At 69.5% G+C, this 19,567-nt stretch carries 13 protein-coding genes and 1 tRNA gene; 2 read left to right on the top strand and 12 right to left on the bottom strand.

The window, feature by feature from the left end:
* Positions 1–13: 13 nt before the first annotated feature.
* The 4 genes from rpsA to H516_RS0101880 form a co-directional block, all read right to left on the bottom strand.
* Positions 14–1,465: a 30S ribosomal protein S1 gene (gene rpsA / locus H516_RS0101895; RefSeq protein WP_022888033.1), complete on the bottom strand. Its 1,452-nt coding sequence runs from the start codon at positions 1,463–1,465 to the stop codon at positions 14–16.
* A gap of 165 nt (positions 1,466–1,630) precedes the next feature.
* Positions 1,631–3,304 carry a DUF885 domain-containing protein gene (locus H516_RS0101890; protein WP_022888032.1) on the bottom strand — a complete coding sequence of 558 codons (1,674 nt, stop codon included), beginning with the start codon at positions 3,302–3,304 and terminating at the stop codon, positions 1,631–1,633.
* 53 nt (positions 3,305–3,357) lie between these two features.
* On the bottom strand, positions 3,358–6,045 hold the full coding sequence (gene polA / locus H516_RS0101885; protein ID WP_022888031.1) for a DNA polymerase I: 2,688 nt from the start codon (positions 6,043–6,045) through the stop codon (positions 3,358–3,360).
* A gap of 117 nt (positions 6,046–6,162) precedes the next feature.
* On the bottom strand, positions 6,163–6,771 hold the full coding sequence (locus H516_RS0101880) for an ANTAR domain-containing response regulator (protein WP_022888030.1): 609 nt from the start codon (positions 6,769–6,771) through the stop codon (positions 6,163–6,165).
* Between the two features lie 36 nt (positions 6,772–6,807).
* Between H516_RS0101880 and H516_RS0101875 the strand changes: the two genes are divergently transcribed.
* Positions 6,808–6,893 (top strand) — tRNA-Leu (locus H516_RS0101875).
* A gap of 75 nt (positions 6,894–6,968) precedes the next feature.
* Complete coding sequence (locus H516_RS0101870) at positions 6,969–7,676, top strand: VOC family protein (protein WP_022888029.1); 708 nt, start codon at positions 6,969–6,971, stop codon at positions 7,674–7,676.
* Positions 7,677–7,820: 144 nt separating this feature from the next.
* Here H516_RS0101870 and pyk read toward each other — a convergent pair whose 3' ends face one another.
* The 8 genes from pyk to H516_RS0101830 all read right to left on the bottom strand — a co-directional run bounded on the left by pyk (position 7,821) and on the right by H516_RS0101830 (position 19,553).
* Positions 7,821–9,236 (bottom strand): pyruvate kinase, encoded by a 1,416-nt coding sequence (gene pyk, locus H516_RS0101865; RefSeq protein ID WP_022888028.1) that lies wholly within the window; start codon positions 9,234–9,236, stop codon positions 7,821–7,823.
* A 72-nt stretch (positions 9,237–9,308) separates the two neighbouring features.
* Complete coding sequence (locus tag H516_RS0101860) at positions 9,309–10,766, bottom strand: glutamate synthase subunit beta (protein WP_022888027.1); 1,458 nt, start codon at positions 10,764–10,766, stop codon at positions 9,309–9,311.
* Between the two features lie 53 nt (positions 10,767–10,819).
* Complete coding sequence (gltB, locus tag H516_RS0101855; protein ID WP_051138650.1) at positions 10,820–15,412, bottom strand: glutamate synthase large subunit; 4,593 nt, start codon at positions 15,410–15,412, stop codon at positions 10,820–10,822.
* 95 nt (positions 15,413–15,507) lie between these two features.
* The gene (lgt, locus tag H516_RS0101850; RefSeq protein ID WP_022888025.1) at positions 15,508–16,491 is read right to left on the bottom strand and encodes a prolipoprotein diacylglyceryl transferase; all 984 of its coding nucleotides are present in this window, start codon (positions 16,489–16,491) and stop codon (positions 15,508–15,510) included.
* A 59-nt stretch (positions 16,492–16,550) separates the two neighbouring features.
* Entirely contained in the window at positions 16,551–17,345 is a 795-nt protein-coding gene (trpA, locus tag H516_RS0101845; RefSeq protein ID WP_022888024.1) for a tryptophan synthase subunit alpha, read from the bottom strand.
* Complete coding sequence (trpB, locus tag H516_RS0101840; RefSeq protein WP_022888023.1) at positions 17,342–18,550, bottom strand: tryptophan synthase subunit beta; 1,209 nt, start codon at positions 18,548–18,550, stop codon at positions 17,342–17,344. Before trpB ends, trpA begins: the two co-directional genes overlap by 4 nt.
* Position 18,551: 1 nt before the next feature.
* Positions 18,552–19,322, bottom strand: coding sequence for an indole-3-glycerol phosphate synthase TrpC (gene trpC, locus H516_RS0101835; protein ID WP_022888022.1), 771 nt, complete (start codon positions 19,320–19,322; stop codon positions 18,552–18,554).
* Positions 19,323–19,553 (bottom strand): DUF6704 family protein, encoded by a 231-nt coding sequence (locus H516_RS0101830; protein ID WP_022888021.1) that lies wholly within the window; start codon positions 19,551–19,553, stop codon positions 19,323–19,325.
* Between the last annotated feature and the right edge of the window lie 14 nt (positions 19,554–19,567).

Raw genomic sequence — 19,567 nt, 5'->3', positions numbered from 1 at the left:
ACGCGAACTGCGATCAGTTGTTGCTCGAGAGCTTCTCGCGCAGTGCCGCGAGCGAGGCGTCGTCGGCGAGGGTGCCCGCGCCGGCCGAGTCGCTCGAGTAGGAGGCACCGCCGGCCGAGAACGAGTCGTCGGCGGCCTGGGCGGCGAGCGAAGCAGCAACCTGCTTCTTGTGCGCCTCCCAGCGAGCCTGAGCGGCAGCGTAGTCCTGCTCCCACTTCTCGCGCTGGGCCTCGAAGCCCTCGCGCCACTCGTTGGTCTCGGGGTCGAAGCCCTCGGGGTACTTGTAGTTGCCCTGCTCGTCGTACTCGGTGAGCATGCCGTAGAGCGCCGGGTCGAACTCGGTGCCCTCGGGGTCGACGCCCTCGTTCGCCTGCTTCAGCGAGAGCGAGATGCGGCGACGCTCGAGGTCGATGTCGATGACCTTGACGAAGACCTCTTCGCCGACCGACACGACCTGCTCGGCGAGCTCGACGTGCTTGCCCGACAGCTCGGAGATGTGGACGAGGCCCTCGATGCCGTCGGCGACGCGAACGAACGCACCGAACGGAACGAGCTTCGTGACCTTACCCGGGGCGACCTGACCGATCGCGTGGGTACGGGCGAAGACCTGCCACGGGTCCTCCTGCGTCGCCTTGAGCGACAGCGAGACGCGCTCACGGTCGAGCTCGACGGAGAGCACCTCGACGGTGACCTCCTGGCCGACCTCGACGACCTCGCTGGCGTGCTCGATGTGCTTCCACGAGAGCTCGGAGACGTGGACGAGACCGTCGACGCCGCCGAGGTCGACGAACGCACCGAAGTTGACGATCGACGAGATGACGCCCTTGCGGATCTGGCCCGGGTGGAGGTTCGCGAGGAAGGTCGAGCGCGATTCGGACTGCGTCTGCTCGAGGAGCGCGCGGCGCGAGAGCACGACGTTGTTGCGGTTCTTGTCGAGCTCGAGGATCTTCGCCTCGATCTCCTGGCCGAGGTACGGCGTGAGGTCGCGCACGCGGCGGAGCTCGATGAGCGACGCCGGGAGGAAGCCTCGGAGGCCGATGTCGACGATCAGGCCGCCCTTGACGACCTCGATGACCGAACCGGTCACGACGCCATCGGCTTCCTTGATCTTCTCCACGTCGCCCCACGCGCGCTCGTACTGCGCACGCTTCTTCGACAGGATGAGGCGGCCTTCCTTGTCCTCCTTCTGGAGAACGAGGGCCTCGACGGTGTCGCCGACGCCGACGACCTCGCTGGGGTCGACGTCGTGCTTGATCGAAAGCTCGCGCGAGGGGATGACGCCCTCGGTCTTGTAGCCGACGTCGAGGAGGACCTCGTCGCGGTCGATCTTCACGACGGTGCCCTCGATGAGGTCGCCGTCGTTGAAGAACTTCAGAGTCTTTTCGACCGCGGCGAGGAAATCTTCAGCAGATCCGATGTCGTTGATGGCGACCTGCTTGGGTGCCTTGGTCGTTGCGGTTGTCATGTAGTGAATGCTCCGTAAAGGACAATATCGAGCCCATCGCGCGGGAGAGCGTTGTGTTGGTTCCGCGATGGGCGTGCGGACAGGGATGTCACAAGAGTGACGTTCGATCCTAACGGATTCGCTCGGCCGACGGCAACCGCGACGCCGCACTGCTGCCGTGGTCGCTCACGCGATGAGCGCCGAACGCAGGGTGTCGAGGCCGACTCCCCCGAGCGCGAGCGCGTTCCGGTGGAAGTCGCGGATGTCGAACCCGGCGCCCTCCCGCCGCGCGACCTCGTCGCGCAGCTGCTCCCAGATGCGCTGGCCGACCTTGTACGACGGGGCCTGGCCCGGCCAGCCGAGATACCGGTTCACCTCGAAGCGCACGAACCCCTCGTTCATGTTCACGTTCTTCGAGAGGAACTCGTGGGCGTACTCCCCCGTCCACACCCCCACGCCGTCGGGGCGCGGTTTGCCGAGGTGCACGCCGATGTCGAGCACCACACGAGCGGCGCGCATGCGCTGGCCGTCGAGCATGCCGAGCCGATCGGCCGGATCGTCGAGGTAGCCGAGGCCCTCCATGAGCCGCTCGGCGTAGAGCGCCCAGCCCTCGGCGTGCCCCGAGGTGCCGGCCAGCTGCCTGCGCCACGTGTTCAGCTGCCCCCGGTTCACGACCGCCTGGCCGATCTGCAGGTGGTGCCCGGGAACGCCCTCGTGGTACACCGTCGTGAGTTCGCGCCAGGTGTCGAACTCGGTCACGCCCTCGGGCACCGACCACCACATGCGCCCGGGCCGAGAGAAGTCGTCGCTCGGGCCGGTGTAGTAGATGCCCCCCTCCTGAGTGGGTGCGATCATGCACTCGAGCGCCCGGATCTCCTCCGGGATGTCGAACTGGGTGCCCGCGAGCTCGGCCACGGCGCGATCGCTCGTCTCCTGCATCCACCGCTGAAGCGCGTCGGTGCCGTGGAGCTTGCGCTTCGCGTCGCCGTCGAGGAACGCGATCGCCTCGGCCACGGATGCCCCCGGCACGATCTCGTTCGCGATGGACTCCTGCTCGGCGACCATGCGCGCGAGCTCCTCGATGCCCCACTCGTAGGTCTCGTCGAGGTCGATCACCGCGCCGAGGAAGCGACGGGACTCGAGGGCGTAGACCTCGCGGCCGACGGCGTCGGCGTCGCCGGCGACGGGAGCGAGCCCCGACTCGAGGAACTCGGCGAGCCGGCCGTAGGCCGCGCTCGCTGCGCCGGCGCCCGACTCGAGGTCGCGCGCGAGCGCGCCGGGGAGCTCGGACTCCCCCGCCTTCGCGTTCGCCGCGAAGGTCGTGAAGAAGCCGTCGACCTTGGCGATGCGCCGCGCCTGGGCGGCGACCTCGCGCACCTGCCGGATGGCGGGAACCGTGCCCGCGGCGACACCCTCGCGCAAGGTCTCGATGTAGCCGTCGAGCGCGCCGGGAACGGCACCCAGCCGGGCGGCGATGCGCGACCAGTCGTCGACCTCGGCGGTCGGCATGAGGTCGAACACGTCGCGGATCTCCTGCGGCGGGCTCGCGATGACATTCAGGTCGCGCAGGTGGAGGCCGGCGTCGAACCGCTCGAGGTCGAGCTCGAGCTCGGACCCCAGGTCGGCGACCGTGATCCGGTCGACGTCGTCGGCCGGCGTTGCGGCGCGCAACGCCGCGGCGGCGTCGCGGACCGCGGCGATGCGCCGTTCGTGCCCGGCCGGCGAGTAGTCGGCGAGCCGGTCGTCGTGACTCGTGCGGCCGATGTACGTGCCGATGCTCGGGTCGAGATCGACGAGGGTGTCGACCCAGCCCTCGGCGATCAGGTCGACGTCGGTCGGGGTGCGCTCACTCGATGCCATCCCTCGAACCTAGGACAGCCGGTGCATCTCTGTCGAGGTCGAGGATCCCTCGGTCAGTGCCCGGCGTCCTCCCAATTCGCCCCGCGCCCGACCTGCACCTCGAGCGGCACCAGGAGGTCGGCGGCGTTCGCCATCTTCTCGCGGACGAGCGCCTCGAGCAGCTCGCTCTCGCCGCCCGCGACCTCGAAGATGAGTTCGTCGTGCACGGTCATGAGCATGCGGCTCGCGAGCCCCTGCTCCGCGATCGAGCGCTCGACGGCGACCATCGCGATCTTCATGATGTCGGCCGCCGATCCTTGGATCGGCGAATTGAGCGCGGCGCGTTCGGCGTTCTCGCGGTGCACCCGGTTGGGGCTGTTGAGGTCGGGGAACGGGCGGCGCCGACCGAAGATCGTCTCGGTGTAGCCGTCGATCTTCGCCTGCTCGACGACGCCGCGCAGGTAGTCGCGCACGGCGCCGAAACGCTCGAAGTACTCTTTCATGAGCTGGGTCGCCTCGGCACGATCGATGCGCAGCTGCTTCGAGAGGCCGAAGGCGCTGAGCCCGTAGGCGAGACCGTACGACATCGCCTTCACCCTGGTGCGCATGAGCGGGGTGACGTCGGCCGGGTCGACCGAGAACACCCGCGCGCCGACGAAGCGGTGCAGGTCTTCGCCCGCGTTGAAGGCCTCGATGAGGCCGGAGTCGCCCGAGAGGTGCGCCATGATGCGCATCTCGATCTGCGAGTAGTCGGCGGTCAGCAACTCGCTGAACTCGGGCCCGTGGCGGAACGCCTTGCGGATGCGACGGCCGTCTTCTGTGCGGATGGGGATGTTCTGCAGATTCGGGTCGTTCGACGACATGCGCCCGGTGGCGGCCCCGATCTGGCCGTACGTCGTGTGGATGCGCCCGTCGGCGGCGATCGACTTGTCGAGCGACTCGACGATCTGACGCAGCTTCGTCGCGTCGCGGTGCTCGAGCAGATAGCCGAGGAACGGGTGCGGGTTCGACTCCTGCAGGTCGGCGAGCGCGTTCGCGTCGGTCGTGTACCCGGTCTTCGTCGCCCTCGTCTTCGGCATCGCGAGCTGATCGAACAGCACCTCTTGCAGTTGCTTGGGCGAGCCGAGGTTCACTTCGCGGCCGATCTCGGCGAAGGCGAGCTGCGCGAGCCCGGCCGCGCGATCGCCGAGTTCGCTCGAGAGCGCGGCGAGTTCGGCGTGGTCGACCGCGACGCCTCGGAGCTGCATGGACGCGAGCACCGGCACGAGGGGCATCTCGACCTCGGCGAGGAGCGTGCGCGAGGGCTCGGGCAGCGCTCGGAGCACCGCAGGCGCGACGCGCACGGTGAACCAGGCGTATTCGGGCGCGCCCGCGTCGGTGCCCTCTTCGGGCACGAGCTGTGCGGGATCGGCCTGCGGCACGGTTTCGCCGAGATAGCGTTCGACGAGGTCGGCGAGGCTCTTCTCAGCGAGGATCGGGCGGGCGAGCCAGCCCGCGACGAGCGTGTCGAGCACGAGCCCGTCGACGGCGAGACCCGAGCGCTCGAGCGCCTCGAGCTGCGGCTTCGCGTCGGTCATGATCTTCGGCGCGTCGCTCGAGAGCCAGGCTTCGAAGGGGGCATAGTCGGTGCGCCCGGCCTGCCAAGGCAGACGCACCGTCTCGGTGGCGGTGGCGATGCCCGCGCCGATCACCTGCCCGTCGACGACCTCGAGGCTCAGCCCGAGCCCGGCCGGCTCGGCCACGACGGCCTTGGCGAACCATGCCTCGAGCTCCTCGTCGAGCAGGAGTCTCGGTGTCGGCATGGGCGGAGCCGCCTGCTCGGGAACCGGCGCGGCCGTCGGAGCGCTCGCCCCGCCGTTGCCGTTCGTCTCACCGGCGGCGAGTTTGCGGAGCCGCTCGAACAGCGTGCGGAACTCGAGCCGTTCGAACACCGGCCGCACCGTCTCGATGTCGATCGGCTTCGCCGCGAGCTCGTCGATGACGACGTCGAGCTCGACGTCGGTGACCAGGCGGTTGAGCCGCCGGTTGCGGATGGCGTTCTCGCGCTGGTCGCGCAGGTTCTGCCCGACCACGCCCTTGATCTCGTCGGCGTGCTCGAGGATGCCGTCGAGGTCGCCGTAGAGGCCGAGCCACTTCACCGCAGTCTTCTCGCCGACCTTCGTGATGCCGATCAGGTTGTCGCTCGTCTCGCCCACGAGCGCGGCGATGTCGGGGTACTGCTCGGGGCGCACGCCGTAGCGGTCGAGCACGGCCTCGGTGTCGTAGCGTTTCAGCTGCGAGACGCCCTGCGTGTTCGGGTAGAGCAGCGTGACGTCGTCGTTCACGAGCTGGATGGTGTCGCGGTCGCCCGAGACCAGGAGCACCCGATAGCCCTCGGCACGGCCGCGTGCGGCGAGCGTCGCGAGGATGTCGTCGGCCTCGAAATCCTCTTTCTCGAGGGTGCGCACGCCCATCGCCTTCAGCGCGTCTTGGAGGAGCGGCACCTGGCCCTTGAACTCGGCCGGCGTCTCGCCACGAGTGCCCTTGTACTCGGGGTACTCGCGCGTGCGGAACGAGTGCCGCGAGATGTCGAACGCCACCGCGAGGTGCGTCGGCTTCTCGTTCTGCAGCAGCAGGAGCAGCATCGAAAGGAAGCCGTGGATGGCGTTCGTGTGCTGCCCGTCGCGAGTGGTGAAGCTGTCGACCGGGAGGGCGTAGAAGGCTCGGAAGGCCAGCGAATGGCCGTCGACGACGAGGAGGGTGGGCTTGTCTGCGTCCGTCACCGCACCAGCCTACAAGCGGCCGCCGACACTCCCCGACGCGCTCACGCCCCCGAATGCGGACGACGGATGCCTCGACGACACGTGGCGTCGAGGCATCCGTCGTTCGGGGCCGGAGGCCTACTTCTTGGCTGCGAGCTGCTCGATGATCGCCTGGGAGACGTCCTTCATGGTGAGGCGCCGATCCATCGACGCCTTCTGGATCCACCGGAACGCCTCGGGCTCGGAGAGGCCCATCTTCTCGTTCAGCAGGCCCTTCGCCCGGTCGACGAGCTTGCGGGTCTCGAAGCGCTCGACGAGGTCGCCGACCTCGGCCTCGAGCGCGATGATCTGCGCGTGGCGGGCCAGCGCGATCTCGATCGCCGGCAGGAGGTCGTTCGGCGTGAACGGCTTCACGACGTAGGCGAGGGCGCCCGCCTCGCTGGCGCGCTCGACGAGCTCCTTCTGGCTGAACGCCGTCAGGAGCACGACCGGGGCGATGTGGCCCTTCGAGAGGCGCTCGGCCGCGGAGATGCCGTCGAGCTGAGGCATCTTGACGTCCATGATGACGAGATCGGGTCGGAGCTCGGTCGCGAGCGCCACGGCGGTCTCGCCGTCGCCCGCCTCGCCGACGACCTCGAAGCCGTTGTCGCGCAGGATCTCGACGATGTCGAGGCGGATGAGCGACTCATCCTCCGCCACGACCACGCGGCGCGGAGCAGCCGGCTGAGTTGATTCGGTGTCTGTCACGGAGGAAAGCCTACGGTATTCTGGGCGAGGCCTCTGGCCGGTGTGGCGGAATGGCAGACGCGGAGCACTCAAAATGCTTTGCCCGAAAGGGCGTGTGGGTTCGACCCCCACCACCGGCACCAAGACCCGCTTCGGGTGTGTGCACCCGAAGCGGGATTCCTTGCCGCGGTGTCGGGCCGGGCATAGACTCCGCGTCCATGGACATGCTGAGGGGCGAGCAGATCGCCGCGGCCCGACTGGCCGACTGGCGCAAGCTGGCCCAGGGACTGCATGCCAGGTACCTGATCGACGACTTCGGCATCGGCGCACGGTTCGTCGTCGCGGTGGGCGAGGCGGGCGATGCGCTCGGCCACCACCCGCGAGCGTCGATCGGCGACGGCTTCGTCGATCTCAGGCTGATCAGCGACGACGCCGTCTACCGAGACGACGAGGGCGCCGAACACGTCGTCGAATGGGTGACCCAGCAGGACATCGACCTCGCGCGACGGATCACCGAGATCGCCGCCGACCACGGGGTCACCGCAGACCCGGCGTCGGTCAGCCACATCGAGCTCGGCCTCGACACGTCTCGCTCCGCGACCATCGCCCCGGTGTGGGCCGCTCTCCTGACCGGTGACGCCGAATCGCAGGGGCGAGGGTCCCCCAGTAATGAGATCCGGGACGCCACCGGACGGGTGCCGAACCTGTGGTTCGGAGATTCCGACGATCAGGAGCCCCCGCCGCGGCGCCTCCACGTCGAGATCTATGTGGCGCCCGAAGCGGTCGAGCCGCGGATCGCCGCTGCCCTCGCCGCAGGTGGCACTGTCGTCGATGACCGCGAGGCGCCCTCGCTCATGGTGGTCGCCGATCAGGACGGCAACATCGGCGTCATGTGCGTCGACATGTCGGCCGCGAAACAGGCGTGAGACGACGGCTCGATCGCGGTCGTTCCGTGCCCGGCACGGAGTCGACGGCGCCGAGCATGAGGGCAGCCGTCGGGGTGGGGTGCGCGCCCGCGCGGGCACGCGAAAGGAGCCGGCCCTCGCGGACCGGCTCCTTCGCGGATGCGACTACAGCACCTCGCCGACGACGTGCACGCGCACGTCGTTCGTGGTGCCCGGGATTCCGGGAGGGGAACCCGAGATGATGACGACCTTCTCGCCCTTGACGGCCTTTCCGGTCTTCGCGAGTGCTTCGTCGACCTGTCCGACCATCTGGTCGGTATGCGTGACGCGCGAGACGACGAACGACTCGACCCCCCAGTTGAGCGCCAGGCGGCGACGGATCGCCGGGTCCGGCGTGAAGGCGAGAATGGGGATCTTCGAGCGCAGGCGCGTCATGCGACGCACCGTCTCACCCGACTCCGTGAAGACGCAGAGGTACTTCGCCTGAACGAAGTCGGCGACCTCGACCGCGGCGGCCGTGATCGCGCCGGACTGGGTGCGCGGCTTCGTGCCGAGCGGCGCGATGCGGTCGAGCCCGTGCTGCTCGGTGGACTCGACGATGCGGGCCATGGTCTGCACCGTGATGACCGGGTACTCGCCCACGCTCGTCTCGCCGGAGAGCATCACCGCGTCGGCGCCGTCGAGCACGGCGTTCGCGACGTCGGACGTCTCGGCACGCGTCGGAACCGGGCTGTGGATCATCGACTCGAGCATCTGCGTGGCGACGATGACCGGCTTCGCGAGCCGGCGCGCGATCTCGACGGCGCGCTTCTGCACGATCGGCACCGCTTCGAGCGGCAGCTCGACGCCGAGGTCGCCGCGCGCGACCATGACGGCGTCGAACGCCTCGGTGATCTCCTCGAGCGCGTCGACGGCCTGCGGCTTCTCGACCTTGGCGACGACGGGCACGCGACGGCCGACCTCGTCCATGATCTCGTGCACGCGCGTGATGTCGGCGGCGTTGCGCACGAACGACAGCGCGATGAGGTCGGCGCCGAGCTCGAGGCCCCAACGGAGGTCGGCCTCGTCCTTCTCGGAGAGCGCGGGCACGTTGACCGCGACCCCTGGCAGGTTGATGCCCTTGTTGTTGGACACCGGGCCGGCGACGACGACCTTGGTCGTGACGACGGTGCCGTCGGTCTCGACGACCTCGACGCGCACCTTGCCGTCGTCGATGAGGAGGAAGTCGCCGGGCTTCACGTCGTTCGGCAGCCCCTTGAAGGTCGTACCGACGATCTCCTTCGTGCCGAGGATCTCTTCGGTCGTGATCTTGAAGATGTCGCCCTCGGCGAGCTCGTGCGGGCCGTCGGCGAACTTGCCGAGGCGGATCTTCGGCCCCTGCAGGTCGACGAGCACGGCGACCGCTCGACCCGAGTCGCTCGCGGCCTTTCGCACGTTCTGGTAGACGCCCTCGTGAACGTCGTAGGTGCCGTGGCTGAGGTTCATGCGGGCGACGTCGACGCCCGCATCGATGATCGCCCGGATCTGCTCGTAGCTCGACGTCGCCGGCCCGAGGGTGGCGACGATCTTCGCTCGTCTCATGTGATTGTGCTCCCGGTGTTCCGCGCCGAAGCGCTGGTGTTGGTACGGAGACGCGCCGACGGCGCGCCTGGTTCAGACGGCGAACGCGCGCGCGTTCGCCGGGATCGGGCTCGGCAGCGAGGTCTCGCCCTCGAGGTATCGGTCGACGGCCGCGGCCGCGGCCCGGCCCTCGGCGATCGCCCACACGATGAGGGATTGCCCGCGTCCGGCGTCGCCGGCGACGAACACGCCCGGACTCGCCGTGGCATAGGCCGCATCGCGGTCGAGATTGCCGCGGTCGGTGACGGCCAGCTCGAGCTGCTCGTCGAGTTCCTGGCTCTCGGGCCCCGTGAACCCGAGCGCCAGCAGCACGAGGTCGGCGGGGATCTCGCGCTCGGTGCCCGCCTTCGGCACTCGACGGCCGTCGAGGTACTCGGTTTCGGCGACCCGGATGGCCCGGAGCTCACCCGAATCGTTCGCGACGAACTCGACCGTCGAGACCAGGTACTCGCGGTGACCGCCCTCCTCGTGGGCGCTCTGCACCTCGAAGACGGTCGGGTGCATCGGCCACGGCTGGTGCTCGGGCCGCGCCTGGCCCGGCTGCTTGCCGATCGCGAGGTTCGTCACCGAGAGCGCGCCCTGGCGATGCGCGGTGCCGATGCAGTCGGCCCCCGTGTCGCCGCCGCCGAGGACGACGACGTGCTTGCCCTCGGCCGAGATCTGGTCGAAGACCTCGTCGCCGGCGACGCGGCGGTTCGACTGCACGAGGTACTCCATCGCGAAGTGCACGCCCGGAAGGTCGCGACCGGGAATCGGCAGATCGCGCGGCACCATCGCACCCGTGGCGACCACGACCGCGTCGTACCGCTCGCGCAGCTGGTCCCACGTGATGTCGACGCCGATGTTCATCCCGGCGCGGAAGCGCGTGCCCTCGGCCGTCATCTGCGCGAGACGCTGTTCGAGGTGCTTCTTCTCCATCTTGAAATCGGGGATGCCGTAGCGGAGGAGGCCGCCGATGCGGTCGTCGCGCTCGAACACCGCGACCGTGTGACCGGCACGGGTGAGCTGCTGCGCCGCGGCCAGGCCCGCGGGCCCCGAGCCGACGACGGCGACCGTCTTGCCGGTCAGGCGCCCGGGCGGCTGCGGCTGGACCCAGCCGCTGCCGAACGCCTGGTCGATGATGGAGACCTCGACCTGTTTGATCGTGACCGCCGGCTGGTTGATGCCGAGCACGCACGCCGATTCGCACGGCGCGGGGCAGAGGCGCCCCGTGAACTCGGGGAAGTTGTTGGTCGCATGCAGCCGCTCGACGGCCGCACGGCCCTCGCCCCGGTACATGAGGTCGTTCCACTCCGGGATGAGATTGCCGAGAGGGCAGCCCTGATGACAGAACGGGATGCCGCAGTCCATGCAACGGCCGGCCTGGCGGCGCAGCTGCGCGGGGTCGCCCTGCTCGTAGACCTCTTTGAAGTCCATGATGCGCACCGGCACGGGCCGCCGCTTCGGCAGCTCGCGCTCGGTGACCTTCAGAAAGCCCTTGGGATCAGCCATTCGTCACCTCCGCGGTGTTCGTCGGTACTGGGCGAGACCTGACGGTGTACCCGTCAACCATTGGTGACCTCCAGGATGCGTGACCAGACGACGTCGCCGTCGGGGTCGAGCCCCTCGTCGACCGCGCTCTGGCGGGTACGGAGCACGGCCGCGTAGTCGCGCGGCAGCACTTTGGTGAAACGGTCGAGCCCGGCGTCGCCATCGGCGAGGAGGGCCGCGGCGGCCGCGGAGTCGGTCTCGGCGACGTGCTGCTCGAGCAGGTCGCGGACGATCTCCCGGTCGGCACCGCCGAGCGGGAGGAGTTCGAGCTCGCCGCTCGCGAGCGACTCGCGGTTGACACGCTCCTCGCGGAGCCCGAGGACGTACGCCGTGCCGCCGGACATGCCGGCGCCGAGATTGCGGCCGGTCTCGCCGAGGATGACCGCGAGGCCGCCGGTCATGTACTCGAGCGCATGGTCGCCGACCCCTTCGACGACTGCGGTGGCGCCGGAGTTGCGCACGAGGAAGCGTTCGCCGACGATGCCGCGGATGAACATGCTGCCACGCGTCGCGCCGTAGCCGATGACGTTGCCGGCGATGACGTTGCGCTCGGCGACGAAACCGCTGTCGCGCGACGGGCGCAGGACGATGCGTCCGCCGGAGAGCCCCTTGCCGACGTAGTCGTTCGAGTCGCCCTCGAGTCGCAGCGTGATGCCGCTCGGCATGAAGGCGCCGAGCGACTGCCCGGCCGAGCCCGTGAGCGTCACATCGATCGACCCGTCGGGAAGACCCTGTTCACCGTGGCGGACCGTGACCTCGTGGCCGAGCATGGTGCCCACGGCGCGTTCGGTGTTCTTGATCGGCAGCGCGATCTCGATCGCTCCGCCCCCGTCGAGCACGATGCCGCTGCGATGGATGAGCTCGTTGTCGAAGTGCTCGTCGAGCTCGTGATCTTGGGCTCGGGCGTTGCGTCGTGGCTCGGACTCGGAGAAGTCGGGGCCGACGAGCACCGGCGTCAAGTCGAGGCCCGAGGCCTTCCAGTGGTCGACCGCACGGTCGACGTCGAGCAGTTCGCGGCGGCCGATGATCTCGTCGATCGAACGGTAGCCGAGCTCGGCGAGGTACTCGCGCACCTCTTGAGCGATGAACTCGAAGAAGTTGACGACGAACTCGGGCTTGCCCGTGAAGCGCTTGCGGAGCTCGGGGTTCTGAGTCGCCACGCCGACCGGGCAGGTGTCGAGGTGGCAGACGCGCATCATCACGCAGCCCTCGACGACGAGCGGCGCGGTGGCGAAGCCGAACTCCTCGGCGCCGAGCAGCGCGCCGATGACCACGTCGCGCCCGGTCTTCAGCTGCCCGTCGACCTGCACGACGACGCGGTCGCGCATGCCGTTCAGCATCAGCGTCTGCTGCGTCTCGGCGAGGCCGAGCTCCCACGGCGTGCCGGCGTGCTTCAGCGAGTTCAGCGGGCTCGCGCCCGTGCCGCCGTCGTGCCCCGAGACGAGGATCACGTCGGACAGCGCCTTCGCGACGCCCGCGGCGACCGCACCGATGCCCGACTGGCTGACGAGCTTCACGTGGATGCGCGCCTTCGGATTCGCCCGCTTGAGGTCGAAGATCAACTGCTTGAGGTCTTCGATCGAATAGATGTCGTGGTGAGGCGGCGGCGAGATCAGGCCGACGCCGGCGGTCGCATGGCGCGTCCGCGCGACCCACGGGTAGACCTTCGTCGGGGGCAGCTGTCCGCCCTCGCCGGGCTTCGCACCCTGCGCCAGCTTGATCTGGATGTCGTCGGCGTGGGTCAGGTACATGCTCGTCACGCCGAAGCGCCCCGAGGCGACCTGCTTGATCGCGCTGCGGCGCTCGGGGTCGAGCAGTCGGTCGAGGTCCTCGCCGCCCTCACCGGTGTTCGACTTCGCGCCGAGTCGGTTCATCGCGATCGCGAGCGTCTCGTGCGCCTCCTTCGAGATCGATCCGTAGCTCATCGCGCCGGTCGAGAAGCGCTTCACGATGGATGCCACGGACTCGACCTCGTCGATCGGCACCGACGGGCGCGTGCCCGTGCGCAGCGTGAACATGCCGCGAAGGGTCGCGAGCTCTTCGGCCTGCGAATCGACGAGCGAGGTGTACTCGCGGAAGACGTCGTAGCGGCGGTTGCGCGTCGAGTGCTGCAGCTTGAACACCGTCTCGGGGTTGAACAGGTGCGGCGAGCCGTCACGGCGCCACTGGTACTCGCCGCCCGTCGCGAGACGCTCGTGCGCGCGCACCGCAGCGTCTTCGGGGTAGGCCTTGGAGTGCCGTTCGAGGTTCTCGGCCGCGATCACGTCGAGGCCGACACCGCCGAGCTTCGAGGTCGTCCCGGTGAAGTACTCCTCGATGAACTCCTGCGAGAGGCCGACCGCTTCGAAGGCCTGGGCGCCCGCGTACGAGGAGATCGTCGAGACGCCCATCTTCGACATGATCTTCAGGACGCCCTTGCCGAGCGCCTTGATCACGTTGTGCACGGCGTCTTCGGGGGTGATGCCGCTGATCGCCCCTGCGCGCACGAGGTCCTCGCAGCTCTCCATGGCGAGGTACGGGTTCACCGCGGACGCGCCGTAGCCGACGAGCAACGCGATGTGGTGGACCTCGCGCACGTCGCCGGCCTCGACCACGAGACCGACCTTCATGCGGTTCTCGGAGCGGATGAGGTGGTGGTGGACGGCCGAGAGCATGAGGAGCGACGGAATCGGCGCCAGGTCCTTGTTGGAGTCGCGGTCGGAGAGCACGATGAACCTCGCACCCTGCTCGATGGCCTCGTCGACCTCGCCGCACATCGCGGCGATTCGGTCGCGCAGGGCGTCGGGGCCCTCGTCGAAGCGGTAGAGACCCCGAATGGTCACGGTCGTACGGCGCCCCGGCATGGGGTCGATGTGCACGATCTTCGCGAGCTCGTCGTTGTCGATCACGGGGAAGGTGAGCGCGACCTGGCGCGCGTGCTCTGCGCCGGCGTCGAGGAGGTTGCGCTCGGGCCCGAGCGAGGTGCCGAGCGAGGTGACGACCGCCTCGCGGATCGAGTCGAGCGGCGGGTTCGTGACCTGCGCGAACTGCTGCGTGAAGTAGTCGAAGAGGAGACGCGGACGCTTCGACAGCACGGCGATCGGCGTGTCCGAGCCCATGGCGCCGAGCGGCTCCTGCCCGGTGCGCGCCATCGGCGCGAGCAGGATCTTCACCTCCTCCTCGGTGTAGCCGAAGGTGCGCTGACGGCGGTTCACCGACGCCGGCGGGTGCACGATGTGCTCGCGCTCGGGAAGCTCGGCGAGGCGGATGCGCCCCTCCTCGAGCCACTCCCCCCACGGCGCCGACGACTCGAGCTCCGACTTGATCTCGTCGTCCTCGATGAGCCGACCCGCCTCCGTGTCGACGAGGAACATGCGACCCGGCTGCAAGCGACCCTTGCGGACGATGCGGGACTGCTCGAGGTCGAGCACCCCGATCTCGCTCGCGAGCACGACGAGGCCGTCATCGGTGACCACGTACCGGCCGGGGCGGAGTCCGTTGCGGTCGAGCGTCGCACCGACGAGCGAGCCGTCGGTGAAGACGATCGCCGCGGGACCGTCCCACGGCTCCATGAGCATCGAGTGGTACTCGTAGAACGCCCGGCGCTCGGGGCTCAGCTCGCCCTGGTTCTCCCACGCCTCGGGCACCATCATCATGATGGCGTGCGGAAGGCTGCGTCCCCCGAGGGTGAGCAGCTCGACGACTTCGTCGAAGGAGGCGGAGTCGCTCGCGCCGGGCGTCACGATCGGGAGGATCGGCCCGAGGTCGCCGAGCAGTTCGGACTCGAGCTGGGACTGGCGAGCCCGCATCCAGTTGCGGTTGCCCTGGATCGTGTTGATCTCGCCGTTGTGCGCGATCATGCGGAAGGGTTGCGCGAGCGGCCACGACGGGAAGGTGTTCGTCGAGTACCGGGAGTGCACGAGCGCGAGCTTCGAGGTGAAGCGCTCGTCCGAGAGGTCGGGGTAGAACGGCTCGAGCTGGAGCGTCGTGACCATGCCCTTGTAGACCATCGTGCGGCACGACAGCGACGCGAAGTACAGCTCCAGCTCGCGCTCGGCGCGCTTGCGGAACCGGAACGCGAGCCGGTCGAGGGCGATGCCGTCGAGCCGGCCACCCGCCGAGGTCGTCGCACTCGACTGCAGGAACAGCTGCTGCACGGCGGGCATCGCGGCGCGAGCGAGCGTGCCGAGTTCGTCGGGCCGCACGGGTACCTCGCGCCAGCCGAGCACCTCGAGGCCCTCGGAAGCCGCGAGCCCGATCAGTTGACGCTTGACCGAGCTCCGGGTGGTCGGGTCGACCGGCAGGAACGCATTGCCCACGAGGTAGGACCCTGCCGCCGGCAGCGGGAAGCTCGCCACTGCGCGCAGGAACTCGTCGGGGATCTGCGTCACGATGCCCGCGCCGTCGCCCGTGCCCGCGTCGGAGCCGACAGCACCGCGGTGCTCGAGGTGACGAAGGGCGTCGAGTGCCGCGGTGATGATGTCGTGCCCCGGCGTGCCGCGAAGCGTCGCGACCATCGCAAGACCGCAGGCGTCTTTCTCGGCGGCGGGGTCGTACATTCCCTGGGCGGCGGGAATCGTTCCGAACCGCGAGAAGGGTGGGGTGAGCGACACAGGAACCGTCCTCATCTTGAACTGGAAGCGGGGACGCCATCGGCCCTACACGGGGAGGTCGCGACGCATGGTGCGGCGTCGCTTCGGAGAACGCGGTGTGGGGCGGCTGCCTAAGAGGTGGAACGGCTCGGGCTTGTGGCCGCCGTCTCGCCCAGGGATTCGTTCTCGCCCTCGACGCCGTCGTCGAGAGAGTCTGAGTCGGACTCGATTTCGTCTGAGTCTACCTCAGCGTCGGAGCCCTTCCATTCACGTCCGGGGACGTAGGGGCTCGGCTCGACACCGGTGTGCCGGCGGCGCTGCACGAGCAGGATGACGATGCCGAGGACGACCGCGGCGAACGACGCCCAGACGTTGACGCGGATGCCGAGGAACATCTCGCTCGGGTCGACGCGGATCGACTCGAAGAACGAGCGGCCGGCGCCGTACCAGATCAGGTAGACCGCGAAGGCCTTGCCCCAGCGCAGGTTGACCCTGCGCTCGAGGAGCACGATGAGCGCCGCGCCGGCGAGGTTCCAGATCAGCTCGTAGAGGAAGGTCGGGTGGAAGAGGGTGCCCTCGGCGAGCCCCTGCGGCCACGCCGCGTTGTCGAACTCGATCTCGAGGCCCCAGGGCAGGTCGGTGGGGGCGCCGTAGAGTTCGTGGTTGAACCAGTTGCCGAGGCGGCCGACGGCCTGCGCGACCAGGAGGCCCGGGGCGAGCGCGTCGGCGAAGGAGAGGAATCGGATGCCGGTGAGCTTGCAGCCGATGAATACGCCGATCGCGCCGCCGATGAGCGACCCGTAGATCGCGATGCCGCCCTCGGTGATGGCGAACACCCGCCACCATTCCTGGCCGGCGAAGTAGTCGTCGGGGTGGGTGAGCACGTGGTAGACGCGAGCGCCGATGATGCCGAGCGCGACCGCCCAGAGCGAGATGTCGAGCACGATGCCGGGCTCGGCCCCGCGCTTGGTGAGACGCCGCGACGTGATGACGACCGCGAGTACCATGCCGAGGAGGATGCACAGCGCGTAGGCGTGAATCGTGATGACTCCCCATGGAACGGGAATCTCGAAGCCACTCCAGTCGGGGCTCGGAATGCTGAGCGGGGTGATCACTCGGGCTGCTGCCTTTCCTCGGGAGAAACGTCGACCGCGTGGGCCTCAGCCAGCGTACTTCACTCGGCGCGCGTACCGCGTGCGAGTTCGGCGGCGAGCGCACCGGCCGCCGATACCCCGCCGTCGGCGAGGGCCTTCACGAGCGCGGAGCCCACGATCGCGCCCTCCGCGTACCCGAGCACCTCGCGCACCTGGGCGGCCGTCGAGATGCCGACGCCCACGCAGCTGGCCGGCGCACCCGCCGACGTCAAACGGTCGACGACCTCGCGGGCGGCGCGGTCGACGTCGGCTCGGGCACCGGTGATGCCCATCGTCGACACCGCGTAGACGAATCCCCGGCTCGCCTCGACGACCCGCGCGATGCGGGCATCGGTCGAGGTCGGCGCGGCGAGGAACACCCGGTCGAGCCCGGTGCGCTCGGACGCGGCGATCCACTCGGCGCCCTCGTCGGGGATGAGGTCGGGGGTGATGAGCCCCGCCCCCCCGGCCGCGGCCAGGTCGTCTGCGAAGCGCTCGACGCCGTACTGCACGACGGGGTTCCAGTAGGTCATGATCAGCACCGGGGCATCCACCCGATCGGTGACGCGGCGCACCGCCTCGAAGCCGTCGGCGAGGCGGAAGCCGTTCGCGAGCGCCCGCTGCGTGGCGGCCTGGATGACCGGGCCGTCCATGACCGGGTCGGAGTACGGGAGCCCCAGCTCGAGCACGTCGACGCCGTTCTCGACGAGTGCGACGGCCGCGTCGACGCTCTCGTCGAGCGTCGGGAAACCGACCGGCAGGTAGCCGATGAGCGCGCCGGATGCCTCGGTGTTGCGCCGCGCGATGACCGGGCCGACCGTGTTGCGAGCGGTCATGCGCCGGCCTCCTCGTCGTACAGCTCGAAGTACCGGGCTGCGGTGTCCATGTCTTTGTCGCCGCGACCCGAGAGGTTCACGAGGATCGTGGCGTCAGGGCCGAGCTCGCGGCCGAGATCGAGCGTGCCCGCGAGGGCGTGCGACGATTCGATGGCCGGGATGATGCCCTCGGTACGGGTGAGCAGGCGCAACGCCTGCATCGCGGCGTCGTCGGTGACGGGCCGGTACTGCGCCCGTCCGATCGCGGAGAGCCACGAGTGCTCCGGCCCCACGCCGGGGTAGTCGAGGCCGGCCGAGATCGAGTGCGACTCGATCGTCTGGCCGTCGTCGTCTTGGAGCATGTAGCTGCGGGCCCCGTGGAGCACCCCCGGCCGCCCCTTGGTGATGGTCGCCGCGTGCCGCGGGGTGTCGACGCCTTCGCCGCCGGCCTCGAAGCCGAACAGCCCCACGCCCTCGTCGTCGAGGAAGGCATGGAAGATGCCGATCGCGTTGGACCCGCCGCCGACGCAGGCCGCGACGGCGGTGGGCAGCGCGCCCGTGAGGTCGAGCACCTGCTGGCGCGCCTCCTCCCCGATGATCTTCTGGAAGTCGCGCACCATCTCGGGGAACGGGTGGGGGCCGGCGACCGTGCCGAAGAGGTAATTGGTCGTCGCGACGTTCGTGACCCAGTCGCGCATGGCCTCGTTGATCGCGTCCTTCAAGGTTCGCGAACCGGCCTTCACCGCGATGACCTCGGCACCGAGCAGCCGCATGCGGGCGACGTTGAGCGCCTGGCGCTCGGTGTCGACCTCGCCCATGTAGATCGTGCAGTCGAGCCCGAAGAGCGCCGCAGCGGTCGCGGTCGCGACGCCGTGCTGACCGGCGCCGGTCTCGGCGATCACGCGGTGCTTGCCGATGCGCTTCGTGAGCAGCGCCTGGCCGAGCACGTTGTTGATCTTGTGCGAACCCGTGTGGTTCAGGTCTTCGCGCTTCAGGATGATGCGTGCGCCGCCGGCGTGCCTCCCGAAGCGGGGCACCTCGGTGATGATCGACGGGCGCCCGGTGTAGCTGCGGCCGAGTTCGGCGAGCTCGGCCCCGAACGCCGGGTCGAGCTTCGCGAGGGCGTAGGCCTCGCCGAGCTCGTCGAGGGCTGCGACGAGGGACTCGGGCACGAAACGCCCGCCGAAATCGCCGAAGTACGGACCGGTCTGCGCGCGAAGCGCCATGTCACACCGCCAGGAAAGCTGAGAGGTTGGCAATCGGGTCGCCCGTGACGAGCGCCTCGCCGACGAGCACGACGTCGGCACCCGACGCCCGGTAGTGCGCGACATCGGCGGGCGAGAGCACCGCCGACTCGGCCACCCGGATCGCACCCTCGGGGAAGCGATCGGCGAGACGCCCGAAGAGGTCGCGATCGAGCTCGAAGCTCGAGAGGTCGCGGGCGTTCACGCCGATCAGCCGTGCACCGAGGGCCGCGGCCCGGTCGAGCTCCTCGGCCGAATGGGTCTCGACGAGCGGGGTCATGCCGAGCGAGACGATGAGGTCGAAGAGCTCGCGCAGGGTCGCATCGTCGAGCGCGGCGACGATGAGGAGCACGAGGTCGGCGCCCGCGGCCCTGGCCTCGAACACCTGATACGGCGTTGCGATGAAGTCTTTGCGGAGCACCGGAAGGGCGACCGCGGCGCGCACGGACTCGAGATCGGCGAGCGAGCCGCCGAACTTGCGCCCCTCGGTGAGCACGCTGATCGCACTCGCACCGCCGAGCTCGTAGCTGCGGGCGAGCGCCGCCGGGTCGGCGATCGTCGCGAGGGAGCCGCGCGAGGGGCTCGAGCGCTTGATCTCGGCGATCACCTTGACGTGGGTCGCTGGGCGCAGCGCCTCGAGCGCGTCGAGCGCGGCCGGGCGGGCGAGCGCTGCGGCCTCGACCTCGGCGAGCGGGCGGCTCTCACGGCGTGCGACCGCATCGGCGACCGCGTTCGCCGTCAGTTCGGCCAGCACCTAGTGCGCCTTTTCAGCGACCTTCGAGCCGCCGACGCCGTAGCCGACGCGGGTGAGCACCCAGCCGACGAGCAGACCGACGACGAGGAGACCGGCCGACGCCCAGACGAGCCACTGCGCGTCGAAGAAGAAGGCGACCGTGCCGACCACGAACGCGACGAGCATGATGGTGACGGCGGTCCACGCCGCGGGCGAGTGTCCGTGGCCGGGGTCTGCGGTCTCAGTGCTCATGTTGCTCCTTCGTG

Origin of the sequence: Agromyces italicus DSM 16388 (genome assembly GCF_000421545.1) — a bacterium.
Classification (GTDB): Bacteria; Actinomycetota; Actinomycetes; order Actinomycetales; family Microbacteriaceae; genus Agromyces; species Agromyces italicus.
This window is presented reverse-complemented; position numbering and strand designations above follow the sequence as displayed.

Bases quoted from the DNA above. Each gene is read 5' to 3' on its own strand.
- rpsA (WP_022888033.1), bottom strand. From the start codon at position 1,465: ATGACAACCGCAACGACCAAGGCACCCAAGCAGGTCGCCATCAACGAC.
- H516_RS0101890 (WP_022888032.1), bottom strand. From the start codon at position 3,304: ATGGCATCGAGTGAGCGCACCCCGACCGACGTCGACCTGATCGCCGAG.
- H516_RS0101870 (WP_022888029.1), top strand. From the start codon at position 6,969: ATGGACATGCTGAGGGGCGAGCAGATCGCCGCGGCCCGACTGGCCGAC.
- pyk (WP_022888028.1), bottom strand. From the start codon at position 9,236: ATGAGACGAGCGAAGATCGTCGCCACCCTCGGGCCGGCGACGTCGAGC.
- H516_RS0101860 (WP_022888027.1), bottom strand. From the start codon at position 10,766: ATGGCTGATCCCAAGGGCTTTCTGAAGGTCACCGAGCGCGAGCTGCCG.
- gltB (WP_051138650.1), bottom strand. From the start codon at position 15,412: ATGAGGACGGTTCCTGTGTCGCTCACCCCACCCTTCTCGCGGTTCGGA.
- trpA (WP_022888024.1), bottom strand. From the start codon at position 17,345: ATGACCGCTCGCAACACGGTCGGCCCGGTCATCGCGCGGCGCAACACC.
- trpB (WP_022888023.1), bottom strand. From the start codon at position 18,550: ATGGCGCTTCGCGCGCAGACCGGTCCGTACTTCGGCGATTTCGGCGGG.
- H516_RS0101830 (WP_022888021.1), bottom strand. From the start codon at position 19,553: ATGAGCACTGAGACCGCAGACCCCGGCCACGGACACTCGCCCGCGGCG.